The organism is Gemmatimonadaceae bacterium, assembly GCA_036003045.1.
Classification (GTDB): Bacteria; Gemmatimonadota; Gemmatimonadetes; order Gemmatimonadales; family Gemmatimonadaceae; genus JAQBQB01.
The window spans coordinates 1-21,058 of the sequence record DASYSS010000087.1 but is presented as its reverse complement, the minus strand read 5'-3'; the positions used below and the strand labels follow the sequence as shown (position 1 = coordinate 21,058).

General features: G+C 65.1%; 17 protein-coding genes and 5 tRNA genes. 10 read left to right on the top strand and 12 right to left on the bottom strand.

The features are described from left to right. Positions 1 to 23: 23 nt before the first annotated feature. The 5 genes from VGQ44_19665 to VGQ44_19645 form a co-directional block, all read right to left on the bottom strand. Positions 24 to 100 (bottom strand) — tRNA-Pro (locus VGQ44_19665). A gap of 39 nt (positions 101 to 139) precedes the next feature. Then, positions 140 to 213 (bottom strand) — tRNA-Arg (locus tag VGQ44_19660). A gap of 1 nt (position 214) precedes the next feature. Next, positions 215 to 288 (bottom strand) — tRNA-Val (locus VGQ44_19655). Between the two features lie 66 nt (positions 289 to 354). After that, positions 355 to 427 (bottom strand) — tRNA-Gly (locus VGQ44_19650). A 119-nt stretch (positions 428 to 546) separates the two neighbouring features. Next, positions 547 to 619: transfer RNA gene (locus VGQ44_19645), tRNA-Ala, on the bottom strand. 432 nt (positions 620 to 1,051) lie between these two features. Here VGQ44_19645 and VGQ44_19640 point away from each other — a divergent pair. The 3 genes from VGQ44_19640 (at position 1,052) to VGQ44_19630 (ending at position 4,038) form a co-directional block, all read left to right on the top strand. Further along, positions 1,052 to 1,939, top strand: coding sequence for an RNA polymerase sigma factor RpoD/SigA (locus VGQ44_19640; GenBank protein HEV8449059.1), 888 nt, complete (start codon positions 1,052 to 1,054; stop codon positions 1,937 to 1,939). 433 nt (positions 1,940 to 2,372) lie between these two features. After that, a complete protein-coding gene (locus VGQ44_19635; GenBank protein ID HEV8449058.1) occupies positions 2,373 to 3,206 on the top strand; it encodes an ABC transporter ATP-binding protein in 834 nt (277 codons plus the stop codon). Positions 3,207 to 3,210: 4 nt separating this feature from the next. After that, a complete protein-coding gene (locus VGQ44_19630; GenBank protein ID HEV8449057.1) occupies positions 3,211 to 4,038 on the top strand; it encodes an AraC family transcriptional regulator in 828 nt (275 codons plus the stop codon). Positions 4,039 to 4,119: 81 nt separating this feature from the next. On the opposite strand, the gene VGQ44_19625 is transcribed toward VGQ44_19630, so the two are convergent. Continuing rightward, entirely contained in the window at positions 4,120 to 4,521 is a 402-nt protein-coding gene (locus tag VGQ44_19625; GenBank protein ID HEV8449056.1) for a four helix bundle protein, read from the bottom strand. 254 nt (positions 4,522 to 4,775) lie between these two features. On the opposite strand from VGQ44_19625, the gene atpA reads away from it, so the two are divergent. From atpA to VGQ44_19605, 4 genes are all read left to right on the top strand, one after another. Then, entirely contained in the window at positions 4,776 to 6,380 is a 1,605-nt protein-coding gene (gene atpA, locus VGQ44_19620; protein HEV8449055.1) for a F0F1 ATP synthase subunit alpha, read from the top strand. Between the two features lie 39 nt (positions 6,381 to 6,419). After that, on the top strand, positions 6,420 to 7,283 hold the full coding sequence (atpG, locus tag VGQ44_19615; GenBank protein HEV8449054.1) for an ATP synthase F1 subunit gamma: 864 nt from the start codon (positions 6,420 to 6,422) through the stop codon (positions 7,281 to 7,283). Positions 7,284 to 7,472: 189 nt separating this feature from the next. Continuing rightward, positions 7,473 to 8,903 (top strand): F0F1 ATP synthase subunit beta, encoded by a 1,431-nt coding sequence (gene atpD, locus VGQ44_19610; protein ID HEV8449053.1) that lies wholly within the window; start codon positions 7,473 to 7,475, stop codon positions 8,901 to 8,903. 10 nt (positions 8,904 to 8,913) lie between these two features. After that, the gene (locus tag VGQ44_19605) at positions 8,914 to 9,162 is read left to right on the top strand and encodes a hypothetical protein (GenBank protein HEV8449052.1); all 249 of its coding nucleotides are present in this window, start codon (positions 8,914 to 8,916) and stop codon (positions 9,160 to 9,162) included. A gap of 61 nt (positions 9,163 to 9,223) precedes the next feature. Here the strand turns inward: VGQ44_19605 and VGQ44_19600 are convergent, their stop codons facing one another. Together VGQ44_19600 and VGQ44_19595 are read right to left on the bottom strand one after the other, a co-directional pair. Next, positions 9,224 to 10,504, bottom strand: coding sequence for a glycosyltransferase N-terminal domain-containing protein (locus VGQ44_19600; protein ID HEV8449051.1), 1,281 nt, complete (start codon positions 10,502 to 10,504; stop codon positions 9,224 to 9,226). Positions 10,505 to 10,527: 23 nt separating this feature from the next. Further along, positions 10,528 to 11,241 carry a thioredoxin domain-containing protein gene (locus VGQ44_19595; GenBank protein ID HEV8449050.1) on the bottom strand — a complete coding sequence of 238 codons (714 nt, stop codon included), beginning with the start codon at positions 11,239 to 11,241 and terminating at the stop codon, positions 10,528 to 10,530. 110 nt (positions 11,242 to 11,351) lie between these two features. On the opposite strand from VGQ44_19595, the gene VGQ44_19590 reads away from it, so the two are divergent. From VGQ44_19590 to VGQ44_19580, 3 genes are all read left to right on the top strand, one after another. Continuing rightward, positions 11,352 to 12,197, top strand: coding sequence for a TPM domain-containing protein (locus tag VGQ44_19590; protein HEV8449049.1), 846 nt, complete (start codon positions 11,352 to 11,354; stop codon positions 12,195 to 12,197). A 12-nt stretch (positions 12,198 to 12,209) separates the two neighbouring features. Then, positions 12,210 to 12,920, top strand: a complete 711-nt coding sequence (locus tag VGQ44_19585; protein ID HEV8449048.1) for a hypothetical protein — start codon at positions 12,210 to 12,212, stop codon at positions 12,918 to 12,920. Positions 12,921 to 12,999: 79 nt separating this feature from the next. Then, positions 13,000 to 13,584 (top strand): LemA family protein, encoded by a 585-nt coding sequence (locus VGQ44_19580; GenBank protein ID HEV8449047.1) that lies wholly within the window; start codon positions 13,000 to 13,002, stop codon positions 13,582 to 13,584. 61 nt (positions 13,585 to 13,645) lie between these two features. Here VGQ44_19580 and metG read toward each other — a convergent pair whose 3' ends face one another. From metG to dnaE, 4 genes are all read right to left on the bottom strand, one after another. Continuing rightward, the gene (gene metG / locus VGQ44_19575) at positions 13,646 to 15,205 is read right to left on the bottom strand and encodes a methionine--tRNA ligase (GenBank protein HEV8449046.1); all 1,560 of its coding nucleotides are present in this window, start codon (positions 15,203 to 15,205) and stop codon (positions 13,646 to 13,648) included. Beyond that, positions 15,205 to 16,413, bottom strand: coding sequence for a regulatory iron-sulfur-containing complex subunit RicT (gene ricT / locus VGQ44_19570; protein ID HEV8449045.1), 1,209 nt, complete (start codon positions 16,411 to 16,413; stop codon positions 15,205 to 15,207). Before ricT ends, metG begins: the two co-directional genes overlap by 1 nt. A gap of 88 nt (positions 16,414 to 16,501) precedes the next feature. After that, on the bottom strand, positions 16,502 to 17,470 hold the full coding sequence (locus VGQ44_19565; GenBank protein HEV8449044.1) for an acetyl-CoA carboxylase carboxyltransferase subunit alpha: 969 nt from the start codon (positions 17,468 to 17,470) through the stop codon (positions 16,502 to 16,504). A 1-nt stretch (position 17,471) separates the two neighbouring features. Continuing rightward, positions 17,472 to 20,978 (bottom strand): DNA polymerase III subunit alpha, encoded by a 3,507-nt coding sequence (gene dnaE, locus VGQ44_19560; protein HEV8449043.1) that lies wholly within the window; start codon positions 20,976 to 20,978, stop codon positions 17,472 to 17,474. Positions 20,979 to 21,058: the final 80 nt, after the last annotated feature.

The following is a 21,058-nucleotide window of genomic DNA, read 5'->3' as shown; positions in this document are numbered from 1 at the left end:
GTGGCCGCTCTTCAATAGAAAGGTGGTCGGGGCGACTGGATTTGAACCAGCGACCTCCTGCTCCCGAAGCAGGCGCTCTACCGGGCTAAGCTACGCCCCGCCGACTTTTCTTACCGCCGGCGATCCAACCGCCGTCTAGCGCGCCCAGAAGGACTCGAACCTCCAACCTTCTGATCCGTAGTCAGATGCTCTATCCAATTGAGCTATGGGCGCATGGGCGGTACAAGACTCGAACTTGTGACCTCCACGATGTCAACGTGGCGCTCTAACCAACTGAGCTAACCGCCCGAAATCCGCGGAGACCAGAGCCGAACTCAACCGCCACAGACGACTCGAGCCCCCGCTGACGTGGAGAGCGGGAAACGGGACTCGAACCCGCGACCCCAACCTTGGCAAGGTTGTGCTCTACCAACTGAGCTATTCCCGCAGAACTAATACGACTGGTGCGTCCGATCACGTTCCGACAACGACGGAATCTACCAAACCGTTCGTCCCAACTTTCATCCCAACAGCGAGGGCGTCCTACGCTTCGATTCGCCTCGCCAGTGGAGGCGAGGGGAATCGAACCCCTGACCTCTTGAATGCCATTCAAGCGCTCTCCCAACTGAGCTACGCCCCCAAAACCGGGTGGACAGGTGGACCGCTCGACAGGTGGACGGCCACTGCTACAGACGAGAGTCGTTCGCGCGCACAAGAATCGCTCGCTGTCCACCCGTCTACCTGTCGGCCCGTCCACCGGTTTTCCCGGAACCACCAAGTATAGCCGGGGGTATCGGCGAGTGTCAACGAATTGGGACTGGCGCAAAATCGAAAGGCCGGTATTTTGCAGCGCCTCTCGTAACTCGCTTCGAAAGGTGCGCGTAGTGTCGACGTAGCAGGTCTGGTTGGTGGAACGGGCGCCACGCGGGCTGTGTACCGCAGCACAGCGGAGCAGCAGAGCAGTGCAGCATAGTTAGACCGTAGCGTCGCGGTATCGTTGGCTGGCCGCCGCTCCTTAAACGACAAGACACGACTCCAATCGCGCCGCTGGGCGCGAGGGCAATCTGCAACCATGACCGAACTCAAGCGTCGACGCCGTCGCTCGGCCCCCGCTGGGATCGCTCCGAACGAACCCGAACGCGACATCCTCGATCAATATCTCTACGAGGTGTCGACGTATCCGCTCCTCAAGGGAACGGAGGAGATCGACCTCGCGAAGAAGATCCGAGCCGGCGACCAGGACGCGCTCCAGGAGCTGGTGAAGCGGAACCTCCGGTTCGTCATCTCCGTGGCCAAGAAGTACCAGAACCGGGGACTGCCCCTCATCGACCTGATCGGTGAAGGGAACGTCGGGCTGCTCACGGCCGCCCGAAAGTTCGACCCCGACCAGGGGGTCAAGTTCATCTCCTACGCCGTGTGGTGGATCCGTCAGGCGATTCTGTCGGCCCTGGCTCGCCAGGGACGCACGGTCCGCGTGCCGCTCAACCGCACCGCAGACCTTTCGAGAATCATCAAGGCGTCGGAAATCCTCCGGCAGAAGCTGAACCGCGAGCCGAGCCCCGAGGAGCTGTCGCAGCTCACCGGGCTGTCGGTGGACGTCGTGCAGTCGCTGGCGGCGCTCAATACGAGCGACGTCCGCCTCGACGCGCCGATGGATCCCGAAGGCGACCGGTCCCTCATCGAGCGCTTCGTCGCCGACGAGATGCCGGACACCGAGGAGGAAGCAATGAACCGCTTCCTCACCGACGAGATCGAGCAGGCCCTCAGCACGCTTCCGCCGCGCGACGCGAAGGTCCTCCGCCTGTACTTCGGGCTCGAGGGCGGACGCGAGCACACGCTCGAAGAAATCGGCTCCATGCTCGGCGTCACTCGCGAGCGCGTCCGTCAGCTTCGAGACCGCGCGCTCAAGCGCTTGCGCGAAGGCGACGTCGGCCGAGCACTCGGCAGCTTCGCAGCGTAACAGCGGAACTCGGAAGGGCCGGCCGAAAGCCGGCCCTTCTGCTTTACGGCGCTGACGTCCTTACGGCGCTGACGTCCTTACGGCGCTGACGTCCGTAGAGCGCTGACGTCCTTAGAGCGCTGACGTCCTCAGAGCGCGGACGTCCTTACGGCGCTGCCGTCCTTAGAGCGCTGACGTCCTTACGGCGCTGCCGTCCTCAGAGCGCTGACGTCCTCAGAGCGCTGACGTCCTCAGAGCGCCATTTCCTCAGGCGCCCTTTGGCAGTCGCGCCCTTCGCGTCGTTTGGGAGTTAGCGCAGTCTGGGAGTCGCGCCTCTCGGAAGTGGCGCCCTCGTCAGCTGCGACGTTCCCGTCGTTGCGCCTTTAGCGTCTAGCCTCGAAGCCCGGTCTCGATCACATTTCTGCCCTCGCGTCAATGTGACTCTCCCCACTCGATGATCCGTCTCGTCGACGTCTACAAATCGTTCGGCCCGAAGCGCGTGCTGCAGGGCTTCACTCTCGACATCAACGAGGGTGAGACGATGGTGATCATCGGCTATTCGGGCACGGGCAAGTCGGTCGCGATCAAGCACATCGTCGGGCTGCTCGAGCCCGATTCGGGGCAGGTGTTCGTGGACGACCTCGAGGTGCCTCGCCTCAGCCGCCGCGATTTGTACGCGCTCCGTGCGCGAATCGGATACGTCTTTCAGTTCGCGGCGCTGTTCGATTCGTTCACCGTCGGCGACAATGTCGCGATGGGACTTCGCAAGCAGCAGGAGCTTTCGGAGAACGAGATTCACCAGCGCGTCATGGAGGCGTTGGAGCTCGTCGACCTTCCGGCCGTCGTCGACCGATATCCGGCGGAGCTTTCTGGCGGCATGCGGAAGCGGGTCGGCATCGCCCGCGCAATCGCGCTTCGCCCCAAGTACATCCTATATGACGAGCCCACGACGGGTCTCGATCCGGTGACCAGCGCGGTGATCGATCAGCTGATGATCCGGATGCGCGAGAAGCTCGGGGTCACCGGCATCGTCATCACACACGACATGCGGAGCGCCTACACCGTGGGCACCCGCATCGCGATGTTGTACGACGGAAAGGTTCGTCAGGTGGGATCGGTGAACGAGATCCGCGACACCACGGATCCGATCGTTCGCCAATTCATCGACGGAAAGCCGAACCTAGACAGCGACGAAGGCCCCGATCATGCGACCACGGAGCGTTTCGTCCAGGCGGTCGCGGCGGAGACGCCGGCCGATAGACGGTCGGGCGTCGAGCGCCGGAATTGATCGAGTGACGCCTTCGCCGATCCACGTCGACTACTCGGCGGTGAGTGTGCTGCCGCCGCCGGCAATCGTTCTCTACGCTCAACGCGAGCGCACACGCGCGCTCATGAAGACGGCCTTCCCGCGGCGGCGGGCGCGAGTTCTCGTCACCCGCTCCGTCGTGGATTTTCAGATGGCGTTCAAGTCCGAGTTGGTGGACGCCGCGGTCGTGGACATCGGCAGCGCGCACGAGGACACGTGGCGCGTCGCATCGCTCGCGCGCGAATACCCGAGCATCCCCTTTTTCGGACTCGCCGCGCTGCGAACGGCCGACGGTCCGGCGTTGGCGCAGTGCGCCGCGTACGAATTCGCCGACGTCCTCGTCGACGGAGTGGACGAATCCGCGGCGAGAGAAGTCGTGCAGCCGCTCGCCTTCTCGTCGCGTTTCGCTCGCGCCCTCGACCGTCCGCCGCGTCCGCTCGCTCTCGAGTCGCCCCTTCAATCGACCGCGTGGCGGTTCGTCGTGTCGCACGCCGGTCGTCCCGTGCGAACCTCGTCGCTGGCCAAGGTTCTCCAAGTGACACGCGAGCATTTGTCGCGCTCGTTCGCCGCGGGCGGAGGTCCGAACCTCAAGCGCATCATCGACCTGGTGCGCATCATCGCCGCGGCGGAGTTGGCGAAGAACCCGGGGTACGATCTCCGAGACGTGGCAAACATCCTCGGATTCGCCTCGTCGTCTCATCTGGCGAGCACCGCGTCGAGGGTCGTCGGAACGCGCGCGGCTTCGCTGACGCGTCTGCGCACGGTCGACCTGGTGGATCGGTTTGTAAAAGGGCATGGGAGGAGTAGAGGCTAGCGGGACGGTCCACCGGTCATGGGACCGCGAAGAAGCGCCACATGCGCGGAGACTCGGAGACTCGGAGACCGGGGCTTGGCCTCACTGCTCGACCTTCGCCTCTTTCCCTTGGTTGGCTGCCTCCAACTGCCGCTCCAAATACACCAGGTAGCCGCCGAGCAGTCGGTTCACTCCTTGAATTCTGGCCGACAGGTCGGCGTGCGTGTGAGCCGACATGAGGTCAGCCTGTCGGGCGATCGCGAGCTGAGTCTCGAGCCGCAGCAATTCACGTTTCGCCGAGCGGTACAACTGCCGTTGCTCCGGCGCGGTGTAGCGGCCGTAGCCGTCGGCGATCGCGCCGGCCGCGGCGAGTGCGGAGATCATGATGTGGTCGGTGAGCACTTTGGTCTCTCGCCGCGCCGACTGCCGCGCCGACCGCACCGTCTCGGCGGCCAGCGCCACTGCTTCCTGCCAGACTTTGAGGTCGCGAACGGTGCCAGCCATAAGGGTCTCGGGTTTGACGGCGACCATTCTGTCGTTTCGCCGTCGAACTTGCGTCACCATTTTGCCGCGGATCGCATCGTGTAAGCGCCGAGGCGTCTCGCGGGCGGCGATTGGCCAATGCATGGGGGAACAGGGATTACTGGGCGACCGTTCCCGTGCTCTAACAACTTGTGCTTGCTCGAAGTGGTCGCTTGTGATATTTTTCACAAGCCACCAGGCCACCACCCAACGCCCCTCGATTACCATCTCTCCGTATGGCAACCGACACGACGCTCCGACCTGGCGAAATCAAAGACATCCTGCTTCGACAAATCGAAGCCGCCGACCTTCATGAACTCGATGTCGAAGAGGTCGGGACGCTCCTCGAGGTCAAGGACGGGATCGCGCGCATCTATGGTTTGCAGAAAGCCATGGCGGGTGAGATGCTCGACATCACGTCCTCCGAGACCGGCAATCACGTCACCGCGCTCGCGCTGAACCTCGAAGAAGACAACATCGGCGCCGTCGTCCTCGGCGACTATCTGCAGCTCAAGGAAGGCGACGAAGTTCGTCGCACGTCGCGCGTGCTCGAGGTGCCCGTCGGTCCGGCCCTCGTGGGACGAGTCGTCGATGCGCTCGGCACTCCGCTCGACGGTCTTGGCGACATCCGCGCGACGACGAGCCGCAAGGTCGAATCGCCGGCGCCCGGCATCATCGTGCGGCAGCCCGTGAAGGAGCCGCTGCAGACGGGGCTCAAGGCCATCGACTCGATGATTCCGATCGGCCGCGGACAGCGCGAGCTGATCATCGGCGACCGCGCCATCGGCAAGACCGCCGTCGCCATCGACACGATCATCAATCAGAAAGGCCAAGGTGTCATCTGCGTCTACGTCGCGATCGGCCAGAAGGCGTCGACCGTCGCCTCCGTCGTCGAACGGCTCAAGCAAGCCGGCGCGATGGAGTACACGATCGTCGTCGTCGCGTCCGCGTCCGATCCCGCGCCGATGCAGTACATCGCGCCCTACTCGGGCTGCGCGATGGCCGAGTATTTCATGTATCACGAAGGCAAGCCGACGCTGTGCGTCTACGACGACCTGTCCAAGCAGGCCGCCGCGTACCGTCAGCTTTCGCTCGTGTTGCGTCGTCCGCCGGGACGTGAAGCGTTCCCGGGAGACGTCTTCTATCTCCACTCGCGTCTCCTCGAGCGCGCGGCGAAGATCAGCGAGGACCCGTCAGTCGTCGACGGCAAATTCATCCTGAAGCCGGGCGGCTCGCTCACCGCGTTGCCCGTGATCGAAACGCAGGCCGGCGACGTCTCGGCCTACATCCCCACGAACGTCATCTCGATCACCGACGGGCAAATCTTTCTCGAGTCCGACCTGTTCTTCGCGGGCGTCCGTCCCGCGATCAACGCCGGCATCTCGGTGTCTCGCGTCGGCGGTTCGGCGCAGATCAAAGCGATGAAGTCGGTCGCCGGCCGTCTCCGCCTCGACCTCGCGCAATTCCGCGAGCTCGAAGCGTTCGCCGCGTTCGCCTCGGATCTCGACGCCGCGACCCGCCGCCAGCTGGATCGCGGCGCCCGTACGGTCGAAGTGCTCAAGCAGGGCCAGTATCAGCCGATGCCCGTCGAGCAGCAGGTGATGATCATCTTCGCGGTCACCAACGGCTTCATCGACGACGTGCCGGTCGCCGGCGTCCGCGAGTGGGAGAAGGGCTTCCACGCGTACATGGCGGCGAACTTTCCGCAGGTCGGCGAGGGAATCCGCACCGGGAAGACGCTCACCAAGGAAATCGAGGCCGACCTTCGCCGCGGCATCGAGGCGTACAAGAAGACGGCCGTGACGACGAAGCCGGCGGGCATCACAAAAGCGAATCTGTAGTGAAGACATTCGCCACGACATACTCAGCCGAGAGGGTCCATGGCTAAGGGTCGCGAGCTCAAAGGTCGCATCAAGTCCGTCGAGAACACGCGTAAGATCACGCGCACGCTCGAGATGGTGGCGACGTCGAAGCTCAAGCGAACGCAGGACCGTGTCGCCGCCGCGCGCCCGTACGCTCAGGCGCTGCGCGACGTGATCGGCAGCCTGTACTCGCCGGATCTCGCCGATCAGTTCCCGTTGTTGCGGCAGCCGGCCAAGATGAAACGCGCCGCGGTCATGCTCATGACCGCGAACCGCGGCCTGGCCGGCGCGTTCAACGCGAACCTCATCAAAGAGGCGCGCGCGACCATCGCTCGGCTCGAGCGCGATGGCGTCGAGGTCGACGTTCACGTCGTCGGCCGGAAAGGGCTCGGCTACTTCCGCTACGTCGGACGCAAGGTCGCGGCGAGCCGGACGGACATCGGCGATCGCCCCACGGCGGCGGAGGCCGCCGAGCTGGTCAACGATCTCACGACCGCGTTCTCGCGCGGCGAGATCGACGGCGTGTACGTGATCTATCCGAACTTCAAGTCCGTCCTATCCGCGCCGCCCGCGACCGTTCAGGTGCTTCCGGTGACTCCGCCGGCGAGCGACGCCAAGCGCCGCGACTACATCCTCGCCCCGGACGCGAACGCAATTCTCGGCGAGCTGCTCCCGCTGTATGTGCGCAACGCGGTGTATCGCGCGCTGGTCGAAATGACCGCCGCGTTCTATGCCGCCCAACGCACCGCGATGAAGAACGCGACGGACAACGCCACCGACATGCTCAAGATCCTTGGCCGCACGTACAACCGCGCGCGACAGGCCAACATCACGCAGGAAATCGCGGAGATCGTCGGCGGCGCGGCCGCCTTGCAGGGTTAATGGCTGCTGTACTTGAGACTGATGTCTGAAAGGTCGCCGGTCACAGGTCTCCGGTCACCGGAACGGCTGAGAGGCAATAGTTGCCGGAGACCGGTGATCAGAGACCGGAAGTCGAAAGTAGCAATCGATTTGTACCAACGCGATCAATCCACAAGAACACCAGAAGTAAACACCGCATAGAGTCCTACCATGGCCACCGCCACCGCAATCCATAACATCGGCAAAGTCGTCCAGGTCATCGGCCCCGTGCTCGACGTCGAGTTCGAAGCCGAGCACCTGCCCGAGCTGTACAACGCCCTCGACATCACGGGCAAGGCGCCGGACGGCGGCGACATCCACGTCGTCTCCGAAGTGCAGCAGCACATCGGCCGCAATCAGGTGCGCGCCGTCGCCATGTCGTCGACCGACTCGATCGTGCGCGGCATGGAGGTCGTCGACACGGGCGGTCCGATCTCGGTGCCGGTCGGCAAGGCGGCGCTCGGACGGATCTTGAACGTGCTCGGTGAGCCGGTGGACAACGGCCCCGCGATTCCGAAGGACGTCGAGCGCTGGCCGATTCATCGCAAGCGTCCGGACTTCGTGAACCTCGAGCCCAAGACCGAAGTCTTCGAGACGGGCATCAAGGTCATCGACCTGATCGCCCCGTTCGTGAAAGGCGGTAAGATCGGACTCTTCGGCGGCGCCGGCGTCGGCAAGACCGTCGTCATCCAGGAGCTGATCAACAACGTGGCCAAGGGTCACGGCGGTCGCTCGGTGTTCTGCGGCGTGGGCGAGCGTACGCGCGAAGGGAACGACCTGTACCTCGAGTTCAAGGAAGCCGGGATTCTCAACCAGGTCGCGCTCATCTACGGCCAGATGAACGAGCCGCCGGGCGCGCGACTCCGCGTCGGCCTCGCCGGTCTCACGGTGGCCGAGTACTTCCGCGATCAAGAGAACGCGGACGTACTCGTGTTCATCGACAACATCTTCCGGTTCACGCAAGCGGGCTCTGAAGTGTCCGCGCTGCTGGGCCGTATGCCGAGCGCCGTCGGCTATCAGCCGACGCTCGCGACCGAGATGGGCGACCTGCAGGAGCGCATCACCTCGACGCGCAACGGATCGATCACGTCGGTGCAAGCGATCTACGTTCCGGCCGACGACATCACCGACCCGGCGCCGGCCACCGCGTTCGCGCACCTCGACGCGACCGTCGTGCTCTCTCGCGCGATCACGGAGCTGGGGATCTACCCCGCCGTCGACCCGCTCGCCTCGTCGTCGCGAATTCTCGACGCGCAGTTTATCGGCGACCGGCACTACAAGGTCGCGACCGACGTGCAGCGCATTCTACAGCGCTACAAGGAGCTCCAGGACATCATCGCGATCCTCGGCATGGACGAGCTGTCCGAAGAGGACAAGCGCATCGTCGGCCGCGCGCGGCGCATCCAGCGCTTCATGTCGCAGCCGTTCGCCGTCGCCGAGCAGTTCACCGGCATCAAGGGCAAGTACGTCAAGCTCGAGGAGACCGTCTCGTCGTTCGAGCGCGTCGTCGCGGGCGAGTTCGATAACCTGCCGGAACAGGCGTTCTTCATGGCTGGCGCCATCGACGACGTCGTCGAGAACGCGAAGAAGCTGCAGGCCTGAGGCAACGACGATGTTGAACGTCTCGGTGATCTCGCCGGAAGCGGTACTCTATGAGGGGACGACGGACTCCGTCGTCGCCCCCGCGTTCGACGGCGAGGTCGGCATCCTCACCGGCCACGCGCCGATGATGGCGCTGCTCGGCAAAGGCCTGCTCCGCCTCGGCGGCGACAGCGGCCCGCGCTTCAACGTCGACGGCGGCTTTCTTCAGGTCGTCGACAACATCGTCCGCGTGGTGACGGAGAAGGCGTCAGTGGCGTAGTTCCGCGTATCGTTGTTCAATTGTCCCCGGTGCCGACAGTGGCCCGAATGGGCGCGAAACTCTACCGTAAGAGACGCTCCACTAACGCGAACGATCTCTCCGCCGCGCCGACGCCGCTCCGGACGAGGGCGCGGGCGAAGTCGCCGGCCTCGCGGCGAGCCACGGGATCGGTGATCCAGAATCGCAAGCGACGCTCGGCTTCGGCGGCGTCGGCGACCGGCGCGCCGCCGTGGCGCTGGGCGAGCAGAGCGGCGTCGCGGCTGTTCTGAAAGCGCGGACCGTAGAGAACGGGCGCCCCGAACGCGGCCGGCTCGAGGACGGAGTGCAGCCCCGCCGCGTGGAATCCACCTCCGACGAACGCCACGTCGGCGAGCGCATAGAGATCGCCGAGCACGCCGACGCGGTCGACGATCACGACGTCCGTGTCGCTCGTCGCGTCGCCGAGGCGATCCGCGCGCAGCGAGCTGCGCTCGGCCCAGGCCAGGAGCTCGGCGACGTGCTTCTCCGTCGGCTCGTGGGCCGCGATGACGAGACGCGTGTCGCCGTTCGAGCGCCGAACGGCCTCGTACGCGGGAAGCAACACGGCCTCGTCCGAAGGCCAAGTCGACCCTGCGACGATGATCGCGCCGCCGCCGCGCAGGCGGCGGAGCAGCGTTGAGTCGCGATCGACCGATTGGGCGCGCGCCCAAACCTGATCGTAGCGCGTATCGCCCGTGACGGTGATCGTCTGCGGCCGAACGCCGAGCTGCACCAGCCGATCCGCGTCCGCCTCGTCGATCGCCCCTACGACGTCCAGTGCCGCGTACGCGTCGTGCAACAGCGCGTTGGCGCCGAGCGATCGCCGCGACGATTCGCGCGCGAGCGTCGCGCTCACGAGGCCCAGGTGTACGCCACGCTCGCGCGCCTCGCGCGTGATCATGGGCCAAACGTCGAGCTTGGAGAAAACCAACGCCGTCGGTTGCAGCGCGTCGAGAGCTGCTCGAGCGTCGCCCGGCGTGTCGAACGGGAGGTAGTCGGTGAAGTCGACGTCCAGTGATCGCGCAAAGGCCGCCGCGCTCGGCGAAAAAAACGTGTACGCGATCTGCGCGTCCGGGCGGCGAGCCCGCGCGAGCTCGAGCACGGGACGGGCCTGCAAGCCCTCGCCCACCGAAGGCGCGTGCATCCAGAGCAGCGGACGGCTCGGATCCCGATGCGCCGCGCCCCAACGCCGATAGCGCGAGCGAATGCCTCGCCGCGCGCGGAGCGAACGCAGGACCTTGGAGCCGCTGTCCGGTGTGACGAGCGCTGCGCCGCGCGCTATTTGTGCCAGCGCGCGATATCCGAGCTGCACGGGAAAGCGCACGCGATCGAAGGCGAAAGAGAGAGCTACTTGCCTTTCGCGGCGAGCGCGGAGTCGAGCGCTCCGGCTACGTCGGCGTCCGCGCTGGCGAGCTTCGTGGCGCCGATGATGAACGTCGGCGTCGAGATCACGCCCGCGTTCCGGGCACGATCGTAGTCGGCTTCGATGATCGGCCGAGTGAGGTGCTGGGACACGCATGCCCGCCACGGACCCATGTCGACATGGTTGTGGTTCGCGAGCGTATCGAAAAACGACGCCGGACTCTGGAGGCGTTCCCAGATGTGCTGCGTGGTGAACAGCGAGTCGTGCATCGGCCAGAACTTGTCCTGCACGGACGCGCACATCGCGGCTTCGGCGGCCGGCAGCGCGAACTGGTGAATGCTGAGCGGCATGTTGAGGTACGCCATGCGCACGCGTCCCGGCTTCACGTACTTCTGTATGATGTTGGCGAACGACGAGTCGTGCCACTGCTTGCAGAACGGGCACTGAAAGTCGCTGGCCATGACCAGCCAGACTTTTGCCGACGAATCGCCGAGGATGCGGCCGCGATCGGCCTTTTCGCTGATCGAGTCCGATGCGGGCGTCGCGGCGGACGCCGCGGCCGAAGCAACGCTGGTCGCCGCCGCCGACTTCCCCGACGATCCGGCGGCGTCGCCGTGCGAGCACGCAACAACAAGAAAGGCGGACGCAGCCAGTTCGACGGCTACCCGCGGCAACGTTCCAAGAGAGCGGTATGACATTGTCATCGTTGAATCTACGCGCGTGGTCGACCCCCGCCAATCGGAGCGCGCCCAGGCAGTTGGTCTCAAGGGCGCTTCCACCAGGGGAACGAGCCGGATAGCCTTCGACCGTGCACATCCGCGCGCTCGCGCTTTTCGTTTTCGCCTCGCTCACGGCAGTCGACGGCGGGAGGAGCGCTCAGGCGCAGGCCCTCCAGCTTCCCGCGCCGGTCGGCTACGTCAACGATTTCGCGCACGTCATTCCGCCGGACAAGTCGGCCGCGATCTCGGCGATCATCGAGGACGTAAAGGCGAAGTCCGGCGGCGAAATCGTCGTCGTCACGCTGCCCGATCTCAAGGGACGTCCCGTCGAGGAGGTCGGTCTTCAGATCGGCCGTCAATGGGCGGTTGGGCGCAAGGGCAATCCCGGCGATCCAGCACGCAACACGGGCGTCATCCTGCTGGTCGTCCCGAAAGAGACGAGCGCCGATGGCAGCGGGCACGTTCGAACCGAAATCGGATTCGGCGCCGAAGGCTTCCTCACCGACGCGACGACCGGCGAGTTCCGCGACCTCGCGATTCCCTATTTCAGGAATCATGATTACGGCTCCGGCATCCTGTTGATGGTCGACAGCATCGCCGCGCACTTCGCGAACGAATTCAATTTTCAGATCAATCCGAGCGTCCAGCCGCAGCTACGCGTCCAGCGATCGCAGCCCCGCCAGAGCTCCGGCGGCATTCCGCCAATCATTTGGTTCGTACTTCTCTTCGTCATCCTGTCGGCGATTGGCGGCGGCCGCCGCGGCTGCGGCTGTCTTCCGATCTTCATGGCGACCGGAATGCGCGGTGGCTGGGGTGGCGGGGGGGGCGGCGGCGGCTGGAGCGGCGGCGGATTCGGTGGGGGCGGTGGAGGCGGTTTCGGCGGGTTCGGTGGCGGAGGCGGTTTCGGCGGTGGTGGCTCCAGCGGATCTTGGTGACCTATGGCGCGAATGACACTCGACGAACTCGTGAAACAGTTGCGCGCGGCGTACGGGACGGCGCTCCGCTCGATCGTGTTGTATGGCTCGGCTGCGGGCGGTGAAGCGCAAGCCAAGAAGCAGGATCACAACGTTCTCGTCATCGTGGATTCGCTCGACGCGTCGCGGCTGCGCGCCGCGTCGGCGGCGTCGCGCGCATGGGTCGACGCGGGCAACCACGCGCCGCTCACGCTCACGCACGACGAGTGGCTCGGGTCCGCCGACATCTTCCCGATGGAATACGCGGACATCCTCGAACGTCACCGCGTGCTCCACGGTGAGCCTCCGTTCGACGGCATTCGTGTCGATCCGAAAGACCTGAGGCTTCAGCTCGAGCAGGAGGCGATGGGAAAGCTGATCCGGCTGCGACAGGGCCTGCTCGGCGCCGGAAACGATCCCGAACGCGAGCTCGAGCTCTTGGCGACGAGCCTGAGCCAAGTCCTCATCGTTTTCCGCGCTTTTTTGCGCCTCCACAAAGCGCATCCGCCCAAGGACAACATCGAGCTGGTCGAAGCCGTTGGTCAGCGCGCTGGATTCGACGCGGCGCCGTTCGCGCGGGTCGTCCGGCACATTCGCAGCGACCCGGCGCTGAGGGCTGCCGAGGCCGGTGAGGTTCTGGCCGGCTATCTGCGAGGAGTCGAGCGGCTGGTGGCGTATCTCGACCATTTTCAGCCAGTTGGGTGAGTCTGTCACCCGGCTGGGCCGTGTTGCGTAGTGTGAGTGTAGTCATTTCCACCCACAGTTCGTCTCCCGGAGCACGACAATGAAACGCTGGCTCGCCCTTCTGCTGCTGCCTCTCCTCGCGTCGTGCGGGTACAACACGATTCAGCGGCTCGACGAGCAGGCCAACTCGGCACAGGGACAGATCGAGGTACAGCTGCAGCGCCGCGCCGATCTGATCCCGAATCTCGTGAACACGGTCAAGGGATACGCGACGCACGAGGAGCAGACGCTCAAGGAAGTGACGGAAGCGCGCGCCGGACTCGTGAACGCGATCCAGTCGAAGGATCCGACCGCCATGGCGAACGCGGACGCGCAGCTCACCGGGGCGCTCGGTCGACTGATGGTGACCGTGGAGGCGTATCCGAACCTCAAGGCCGATCAGAGCTTCATTCGCCTGCAGGATGAGCTCACCGGCACCGAGAATCGGATCGCTGTATCGCGCAACGACTACAACCAGGCCGTGAACCAGTACAACGCATACATTCGTCAATTCCCGGCGGTGCTCACCGCGAAGGTCACCGGGGCGAAGGAGCGGAAGTACTTCACGGCGAACGCGAACGCGCAGCAAGGGCCGCCGACGGTCGACTTCTCGAAGCCCGCTGCGACGCCGCCGGCAAAGCCATAGCGCCCGCTGGCCATTGCGCCGCGCGCGCCGGCCGTAGGCTCCGGCATCAACAATTGGTTATCTAATTGTCATTGCCGGCCCGAGCGGCAGTTGGCTCAGGCCGCGGGAACAGGCCTGGCCCTTTCGCAACGCGCCAGCCGGTGACGTCGAGCGGCTCGACGTCGCCGAAACGCTGATCCGCGACCTGACCCGGACCGCCGATCTGCGTCCAGAGCTCCTGCGACTTGGTCGGCATGAACGGCGCGAGATGGATCGCGTGGCGGGCGAGCTGGCGAACGATTGCGGCCAGAACGCGTTCGAGCTCCGAGCGCGATTCGGGCTTTTTCGCGAGCGCCCACGGCTGCTGCGATTGAATGAATTCGTTGCCGCGAGTCGCGCACGCCATCACGCGCTTGAGCCCCTCGTGCAGCAAATAACCGCGGCTGCCGTCGAGCGCGGTCTGGTACTCCGCGAGATCGGCCGCGTCGGCGCGATCGAGATCGGTGGGTGATCCGGTCGGCACGACGCCGTCGCAGTACTTCTCGACCATCGAGATCGCGCGACTCGCCAGATTGCCGAGCGAGTTCGCGAGGTCGGCGGTGTAACGCTCGTCGAAGCGCTCGAACGAGAAGCTGCCGTCGGTGTCGAACGCGACTTCGCGCAGCAAGAAATAGCGGAGCGCGTCGGCCCCGTACCGCCCGATCGCTTCGTCGACGTCGAGTCGAACGCCGGCCGACTTGCTGAAACGTTCGCCGCCCAACAACACGAAGCCGTGCGCCCACACCCGTTCGGGCAGCGGAAGCTCGGCGGCTTGCAGCATCGCCGGCCACACCACGGTGTGAAGCCGCGTGATGTCCTTGCCGATGATGTGCAGCTGGGCCGGCCAGCGGTCGTGATAGCGCTTTTCGGGAAAGCCGGTCGCGGTGAGGTAGTTCGGTAGCGCGTCGAACCAGACCCACGTGCCTTGCTCTTCGCCGTTCGAGAGCTGAAGCGGGAAGGGAATCGCCCACGACAGGCGCGAACGCGTGATCGAGATGTCCTCGAGCCCCTGATCGAGCAGCGACAGCATCTCGTTTCGACGCGTCTCCGGCTCGAGAAACTCGGGCCGTTCGGCGAACAGGCGGCGCAGGAAGGGCTCGTAACGCGTCAAGCGGAAAAACCAGTTTCGCTCCGTCGTCCACTGCAGCTCGCGCGTCGGATGCAGCACGCAGTGGCCGCTCTCGATCTCGTCGTCGCGCTTGAACAACTCGCAGCCGACGCAGTACCACCCCTCGTACGACTTCTCGTAAAAATCGTCGGGCGTGCAGTCATGGATGCGCTTGATCAGCGCGCGGACGCCGCGCTTGTGGTCGTCGGCGGTCGTGCGCATGAAGCGGTCGTACGAGATCGACAGCCGGCGCCACATCTCCTCGAAGCGCCCGGCGATGCCGTCGACGAATTGCTGCGGCGACACGCCGCGCTCGGCCGCGGCCTGCGCGACCTTTTGTCCGTGCTCGTCGAGACCGGTCAGAAAGTAGACGTCGTCGCCCCGCATGCGCCGATATCGGGCGATGACGTCGGCGCCGATCTTCTCGTACGCGTGGCCGATGTGCGGGTCGCCGTTCGCGTAATCGATCGCGGTGGTGAGGTAGAACTTTCCCATCAAGCGGCGCCGGGTGGCGTGCCCTCAGGAGGACCACCCTCCGGTCCGCGACCACCACCGCCCGGACGATTGCGTCGTCCGCCCCGGCGCCCGCGACGGCGACGCGGGCGTTTGACGTGATCGTCGGGTGAACCGGTGGACGGGTGGACGGGTGGACGGGTGGAAATGGCGGAGTCGCCAGAATCGATGGACTCGGCCGTTTCAGCCTGATCGTCATCGTCCTGTTCACCCGTCCACCCGTCCACCAGTCCACCCTCTTCCGCCGGCTCGAGCACGACGACTCGCTCCGCGACGACCGCTTCCTCGAGCACGATGTCCTCTTCGTGCTCGTCGAGCGTCACGATCGACGGAGCCGGCGCGAACGGGAGCGGGGCGCCCACTTCCTCGGCCTCGGCGCGGAGGTCGAGGAGTAGAATCGTGCGCTGCTCTCCGTCGTCGCCGCGCAGCGTGACTCGGTCGCGGAAAATGTCGTTGGCCACGACCTTTTCGTCGCCGCGCTTCGTCCTGACGACTCTGCCTTCCTTGGGAAAGCGCTTGCGGCTCTGCACGTAGAACTCGTGCTCGTAGCGCAGGCAGCACATCAACCGTCCGCACGCGCCGGAGATCTGCGACGGGTTGAGCGAGAGTCGTTGGTCCTTCGCGACGCCGAGATTCACCGGTCGCAATTCGGGAAGCCAGGACGCCGAGCAATATTGGCGTCCGCAGCGGCCGACGCCGTCGAGCCGCTTCGCCTCGTCGCGCACGCCGATCTGTTTCAGCTCGATTCGCGTGCGGAACATCGACGCCAGCTCGCGCACGAGCGCGCGGAAGTCGATGCGCTTTTCCGCGGTGAAGTAGAGCGTGAGCTTTTTGCGGTCCCACTGCCATTCGGCGTCGGACAGCTTCATCGCCAGCTTGTTCGCGTTGACGCGCTCCATGGCACGCCGGCGAGCGTCGTCGTCCTGCGCACGCAGATCGTCCGCGCGGCGCACGTCGTCGCGACTCGCCAGACGGCGCGCCTTTTTCGTCGTGCCCGAGTTTCCGTAGCCGTGCGGAACGCCGGCGTTGCGCTTGTGTGCGAGTTCGCCCACCGCGTGCACGCGGCCGAGATCTTCGCCGCGGTCAGCGTCGACGATCACCGCCGACTTGAGCGGCGGCGGGTCCTCGGATTCCCAGAGGAAAAAGTCCTTTCTGTTGCCCTTGAAGGCGACTTCGATCAGGTGGGACACAGGTGGACGGGTGGACGGGTGAACCGGTGGACAGGAACAGCTGACGGTGCATCCGTCCACCTGTCCACCCGTCCACCCGTCCACCGAATCATTCTAGGTATTGACCAATGCGAAGAAACTTTTCACGCCGCCGCCGAACCAGCTTGTCCGGTTTGTAGCGCCGCAAATCCTCGAGCTGCCGCACGAGCGTGTCGTGCACGTTGGCGGCGGCGGTCTCATGGTTGGCGTGCGCGCCGCCCGGCGGCTCAGGAATAATCTCGTCGACGACGCGCAGTTCTTGGAGGTCCTGGGCGGTGATTCGAAGGGCGGAAGCCGCCTTTTCGCGCAGTTCCTGGCTCTTGCCGTCCTTCCATAGTATGGACGCGCACCCTTCGACCGTGATGACCGAGTAGACGGCGTTCTCGAGCATGTTGGTCCGGTCGGCGACGCCGAGCGCGAGCGCGCCGCCGGAGCCGCCCTCGCCGATGACCGTGGCGATGATCGGCACCTCGAGACGGCTCATCTCGAACAGATTGCGCGCGATCGCTTCCGATTGCCCGCGCTCCTCGGCGCCGAGCCCTGCCCACGCGCCCATCGTGTCGATGAACGTGATCACGGGGACCGAGAACTTCTCGGCGAGCTTCATGAGGCGCAGCGCCTTTCGGTAGCCCTCGGGGTGCGGCATCCCGAAGTTGCGCCTGATGATCTCCTTCGTGTCGCGGCCGCGCTGATGCCCGACGACCATGATCGTCTCGCCGTCGAGCCGCGCCCAGCCGCCGACGATGGCGGCGTCCTCTCTGAACGCACGATCGCCGTGCAACTCGATGAAGTCGGTGAACGCGTACTGGATGTAGTCGAGCGTGAACGGACGCTTGGAGCTGCGCGCGACCTGCACGCGCTGCCAGGGCGTGAGATTCTTGTAAATCTCTTCGCGCAGATCGGCGAGCTTGCGCTCGAGCGGCGCGATCTCGTCGTTGACGTCGAGCTGCTGGCCGCCGGCGAGCCGTTTCAGCTCGTCGATCTGCTTCTCCAGCTCGGCGATCGGTTTTTCGAAGTCCAGTGTGGCAGAAGTACCCACGTCAGTTCCTCTCGGCGCTTCCCGCACGTACGACCCGCACGCGATCTTCGCCGAGCAACTGACGCAGATCGCGCAGGGCGGCTTGCGACGCCGCCAGCTTCAACGAGCGCGACTTGAGCCGCGCGCGTGAACCGCTTCCGTCGACCCACTGCACCTCGAGCGGCGGCGAAGTCGCGTTTGCCGTCGCGTGCGTCTCGACTACGACTCGAACGTCCCGCATCACGTCCGGCGTGATCGAATCCCCCGATTGGAGATCGATCGCCACCGCCACTTCGCCATTCAGCCGCTTTTCGACCAACGGCGTGAGCGACTCGACGATGAACGTCGGGTTGTCCGCGTCCTGGTCGCGCCGCGAGTAGCTGCCCTTGAGCAGAACGGGGACGTCGGTTTTCACCCGGTCGCCCAGCATCGTCCATGCTTCCGGGAACACCAGAACTTCCGAAGATCCCGAAAAATCCTCGACTGTCAACCGCGCAAACTCGGCCCCTGATTTTCTGCTGATTTGCCTCTTGACAGCGGTCACAACCACGCCCAGAGCCATGGGCTGATCCGTCCACTTCCCGAGCTCGGACACGGTGTGGGTCGCGAACAGCTCGCACTCGACGCGAAACGGCTCGAGGGGGTGACCGGAGATGTAGAAGCCGAGGATCTCCTTCTCTTTCGTGAGCCGCTCGGATTCGCCGAGGGGCGCGATGTTGGGAAGAACATGCGGCCTCGCGGCGGCGCCGCCCGACTCGTCGACTCCGCCGAGCAGCGAGAATTGGCCGACCGCCGCCTCTTGTTGCTTGAGCGAGGCTTCGGCGAGCGCGCTGTCGAGCACCGCGGCGTATTGGGCGCGGTGTCCGCCGAGATTGTCGAGCGCGCCCGATCCGATCAACGCTTCGAGCACGCGCTTGTTGCAGAGACGCAGGTCCACACGCTCACAGAAATCATGGAACGACGCGAACGGTTTCTCGCCGCGCGCCGTCAGCATCGAGTCGATGGCCGCGCGGCCGACGTTGCGAATCGCGCCGAGGCCGAACCGAATCCGCTTGTCGCCGACCACGGTGAACTTGTAACCCGATTCATTCACGTCGGGCGCAAGAACTTCGATCCCGAGCTCGCGCGCCTCGTTGATGAACTTCACGACGCTGTCCGTGTCGCCGATCGACGACGACAATAGGGCCGCCATGAACTCGGCCGGATAGTGCACTTTCAGCCATCCCGTTTGATACGAGATCACTGAATAAGCGACCGAGTGCGACTTGTTGAAGCCGTAGCGGCCAAACGTCTCGATCTGTCCCGCGAGCTCTTCGATGATCCGGCGGTCGTAGCCGCGCGCCACGGATTTCTCGACGAACTTGCCCAACTCCTGCCGAATGAGCTCCGCGTCTTTCTTGCCGACGGCTTTGCGCAGCACGTCCGCTTCGGCGAGCGAGATGCCCGCGAGAAGCTGCGCGATACGCATCACCTGCTCTTGATAGGTGATGACGCCGTACGTCGGCTCGAGGATCTGCTGGAGCTCGGGCAGCGCATAGGCGACCGGCTCTTCGCCGCGCTTTCGCCGCTGGTAGACGCGATGCATCCCCGCGTCGAGCGGGCCGGGTCGCATGAGCGCGTTCGACGCGACCAAGTCGTCGAACCGGTCGCAACGCATTCCGCGAAGAAGATCCGTCGCCAGCGGTGATTCGAACTGAAACACGCCGACCGTGCGCCCAGCACGCAGCATCTGATAGACCGCCGGGTCGTCCATCGGAATCGTGTTCAGATCCGGCGCCTTGCCGTGCCGCTGCTCGATCGCGACGAGCGCGTCGTGCAGCACGGTGAGTGTTGTGAGCCCGAGGAAGTCCATCTTGAGCATGCCGGCGTGCTCGAGGCAATTCATGTCGTACTGGCTCACGATGACTTGCTCTTCGTCCACTGCGCCGGCGCCTTTCGTCGATTGCGTGCAGATCGGCACGTAGTCGTCGACGGGACCTGGCGCGATCACCACGCCGGCGGCGTGCACGCCCGTGTGGCGCGAGAGTCCCTCGAGCGCCGAGGCGTAGTCGAGCAACTGGCGATAGCGCTCGTCCGTGCGGTACAGCCGCCCGACGTCGTCGATTTTCTCGATCGCCTCTTTGACGGTGAGCGAGAAATTCGGCTGATTCGGAATCAGCTTGGCGAGCGAATCGGTTTCCGCCGGTGTGAAGCCGAGCGTGCGGCCGACGTCCTTGACCGCCGCGCGCGATTTCATCGTTCCGAACGTCACGATCTGGCAGACCGACTCGCGCCCGTATTTCTGGCGCACGTAGTCGATCACTTCGCCGCGGCGCTCGAAGCAGAAGTCCACGTCGACGTCGGGCATCGAGACGCGTTCCGGATTCAGGAAGCGCTCGAAGAGGAGATCGTAGTAGAGCGGGTCGACGTCGGTGATGCGCAGCGAATACGCGACGAGCGAACCCGCCGCCGAGCCTCGTCCCGGGCCGACGGGAATGCCACGGTCGCGCGCCGCTTTGATGAAGTCGGCGACGATGAGGAAGTAGCCGGCGTATCCCGTTTTGGTGATGACGCCCAGCTCGTAGTCGAGGCGTTCTTGAACGTTGGCGGGAAGCGGATCGCCGTAGCGCTCCTTTGCGCCGATCGTCGCGAGCGTCGTGAGCAGCTCGTTTTCCGAGGAGACGCTCGCCGGCAGCGGGAACGCCGGCAGGTGGTACTTCTTCCCGAATTCGACGTTGATCTGGTCGGCGATGCGGAGCGAGTTCTCGAGCACGTCGGGGCGATCCGGGAACGACTTCGCCATCTCCGGCGCGCTCTTGAAGTACAGTCCGCGGTCGTACCGCATCCGGTCCGGATCGCTCCGATCCTTTCCGAGGCCGATGCACAGGAGCACGTCGTGCGAGTCGTGGTCGTCGCTCTTGAGGAAGTGCGCGTCGTTGGTGGCGAGCACCGGCAGACCGAGCTCGGTGGCGAGCGCGAAGACGCGCGCGTTGAGAATCGCCTGGCCTTCGCTCTCGTGCGCCTGGACCTCGAGGTAGTAGCGGTCCTTGAAGAGCTCAGCGTACCAGCTGGCTGCCTCGCGAGCCGCCGCTTGGTCGCCGGCCATCAGGTGCTGCGCGACCTCGCCGGCGAGGCACGCCGAGGAGACGATGATCCCCTCGTGGTACTTGGCGAGCAGCTCGCGGTCGACGCGAGGGCGCGAGTAGAAGCCCTCCGTGTACGCCAGCGACGAGAGCTTGACGAGGTTCCTGTATCCGACCGCGTCCCGCGCCAACAGAACGAGGTGGTAGTACGGCTTGGCGGTCGGAGTAGTCCGGCCGCGCGCGCGCCGGTCGCCGGGCGCGACATAGGCTTCCATCCCGATGATCGGCTTGATTCCGGCCGCGCGGGCGTGTTCCTGGAACTCCCACGCCGCGTGGAGGTTGCCGTGGTCCGTGATCGCCAGTGCGGGCTGCTCGAACTCTTGAGCCCGGCGGATCAGGTCATCGATCCGGTTGGCGCCGTCGAGGAGGGAGAACTCGGAATGACAGTGCAGGTGGACGAAGCCCATCTCATAAAATAGCGGTGGACGGGTGGACGGGTGGACGGGTGGACGGGTGGACGGGTGGACGGGTGGACGGGTGGACGGGT

Excerpts from the sequence above, each read along its gene's own strand:
- VGQ44_19585 (HEV8449048.1), top strand. The coding sequence starts at position 12,210 with ATGACACTCGACGAACTCGTGAAACAGTTGCGCGCGGCGTACGGGACG.
- VGQ44_19635 (HEV8449058.1), top strand. The coding sequence starts at position 2,373 with ATGATCCGTCTCGTCGACGTCTACAAATCGTTCGGCCCGAAGCGCGTG.
- VGQ44_19595 (HEV8449050.1), bottom strand. The coding sequence starts at position 11,241 with ATGTCATACCGCTCTCTTGGAACGTTGCCGCGGGTAGCCGTCGAACTG.
- VGQ44_19640 (HEV8449059.1), top strand. The coding sequence starts at position 1,052 with ATGACCGAACTCAAGCGTCGACGCCGTCGCTCGGCCCCCGCTGGGATC.
- dnaE (HEV8449043.1), bottom strand. The coding sequence starts at position 20,978 with ATGGGCTTCGTCCACCTGCACTGTCATTCCGAGTTCTCCCTCCTCGAC.
- metG (HEV8449046.1), bottom strand. The coding sequence starts at position 15,205 with ATGGGAAAGTTCTACCTCACCACCGCGATCGATTACGCGAACGGCGAC.
- VGQ44_19580 (HEV8449047.1), top strand. The coding sequence starts at position 13,000 with ATGAAACGCTGGCTCGCCCTTCTGCTGCTGCCTCTCCTCGCGTCGTGC.
- VGQ44_19605 (HEV8449052.1), top strand. The coding sequence starts at position 8,914 with ATGTTGAACGTCTCGGTGATCTCGCCGGAAGCGGTACTCTATGAGGGG.
- atpA (HEV8449055.1), top strand. The coding sequence starts at position 4,776 with ATGGCAACCGACACGACGCTCCGACCTGGCGAAATCAAAGACATCCTG.
- atpG (HEV8449054.1), top strand. The coding sequence starts at position 6,420 with ATGGCTAAGGGTCGCGAGCTCAAAGGTCGCATCAAGTCCGTCGAGAAC.
- VGQ44_19625 (HEV8449056.1), bottom strand. The coding sequence starts at position 4,521 with ATGGCTGGCACCGTTCGCGACCTCAAAGTCTGGCAGGAAGCAGTGGCG.
- atpD (HEV8449053.1), top strand. The coding sequence starts at position 7,473 with ATGGCCACCGCCACCGCAATCCATAACATCGGCAAAGTCGTCCAGGTC.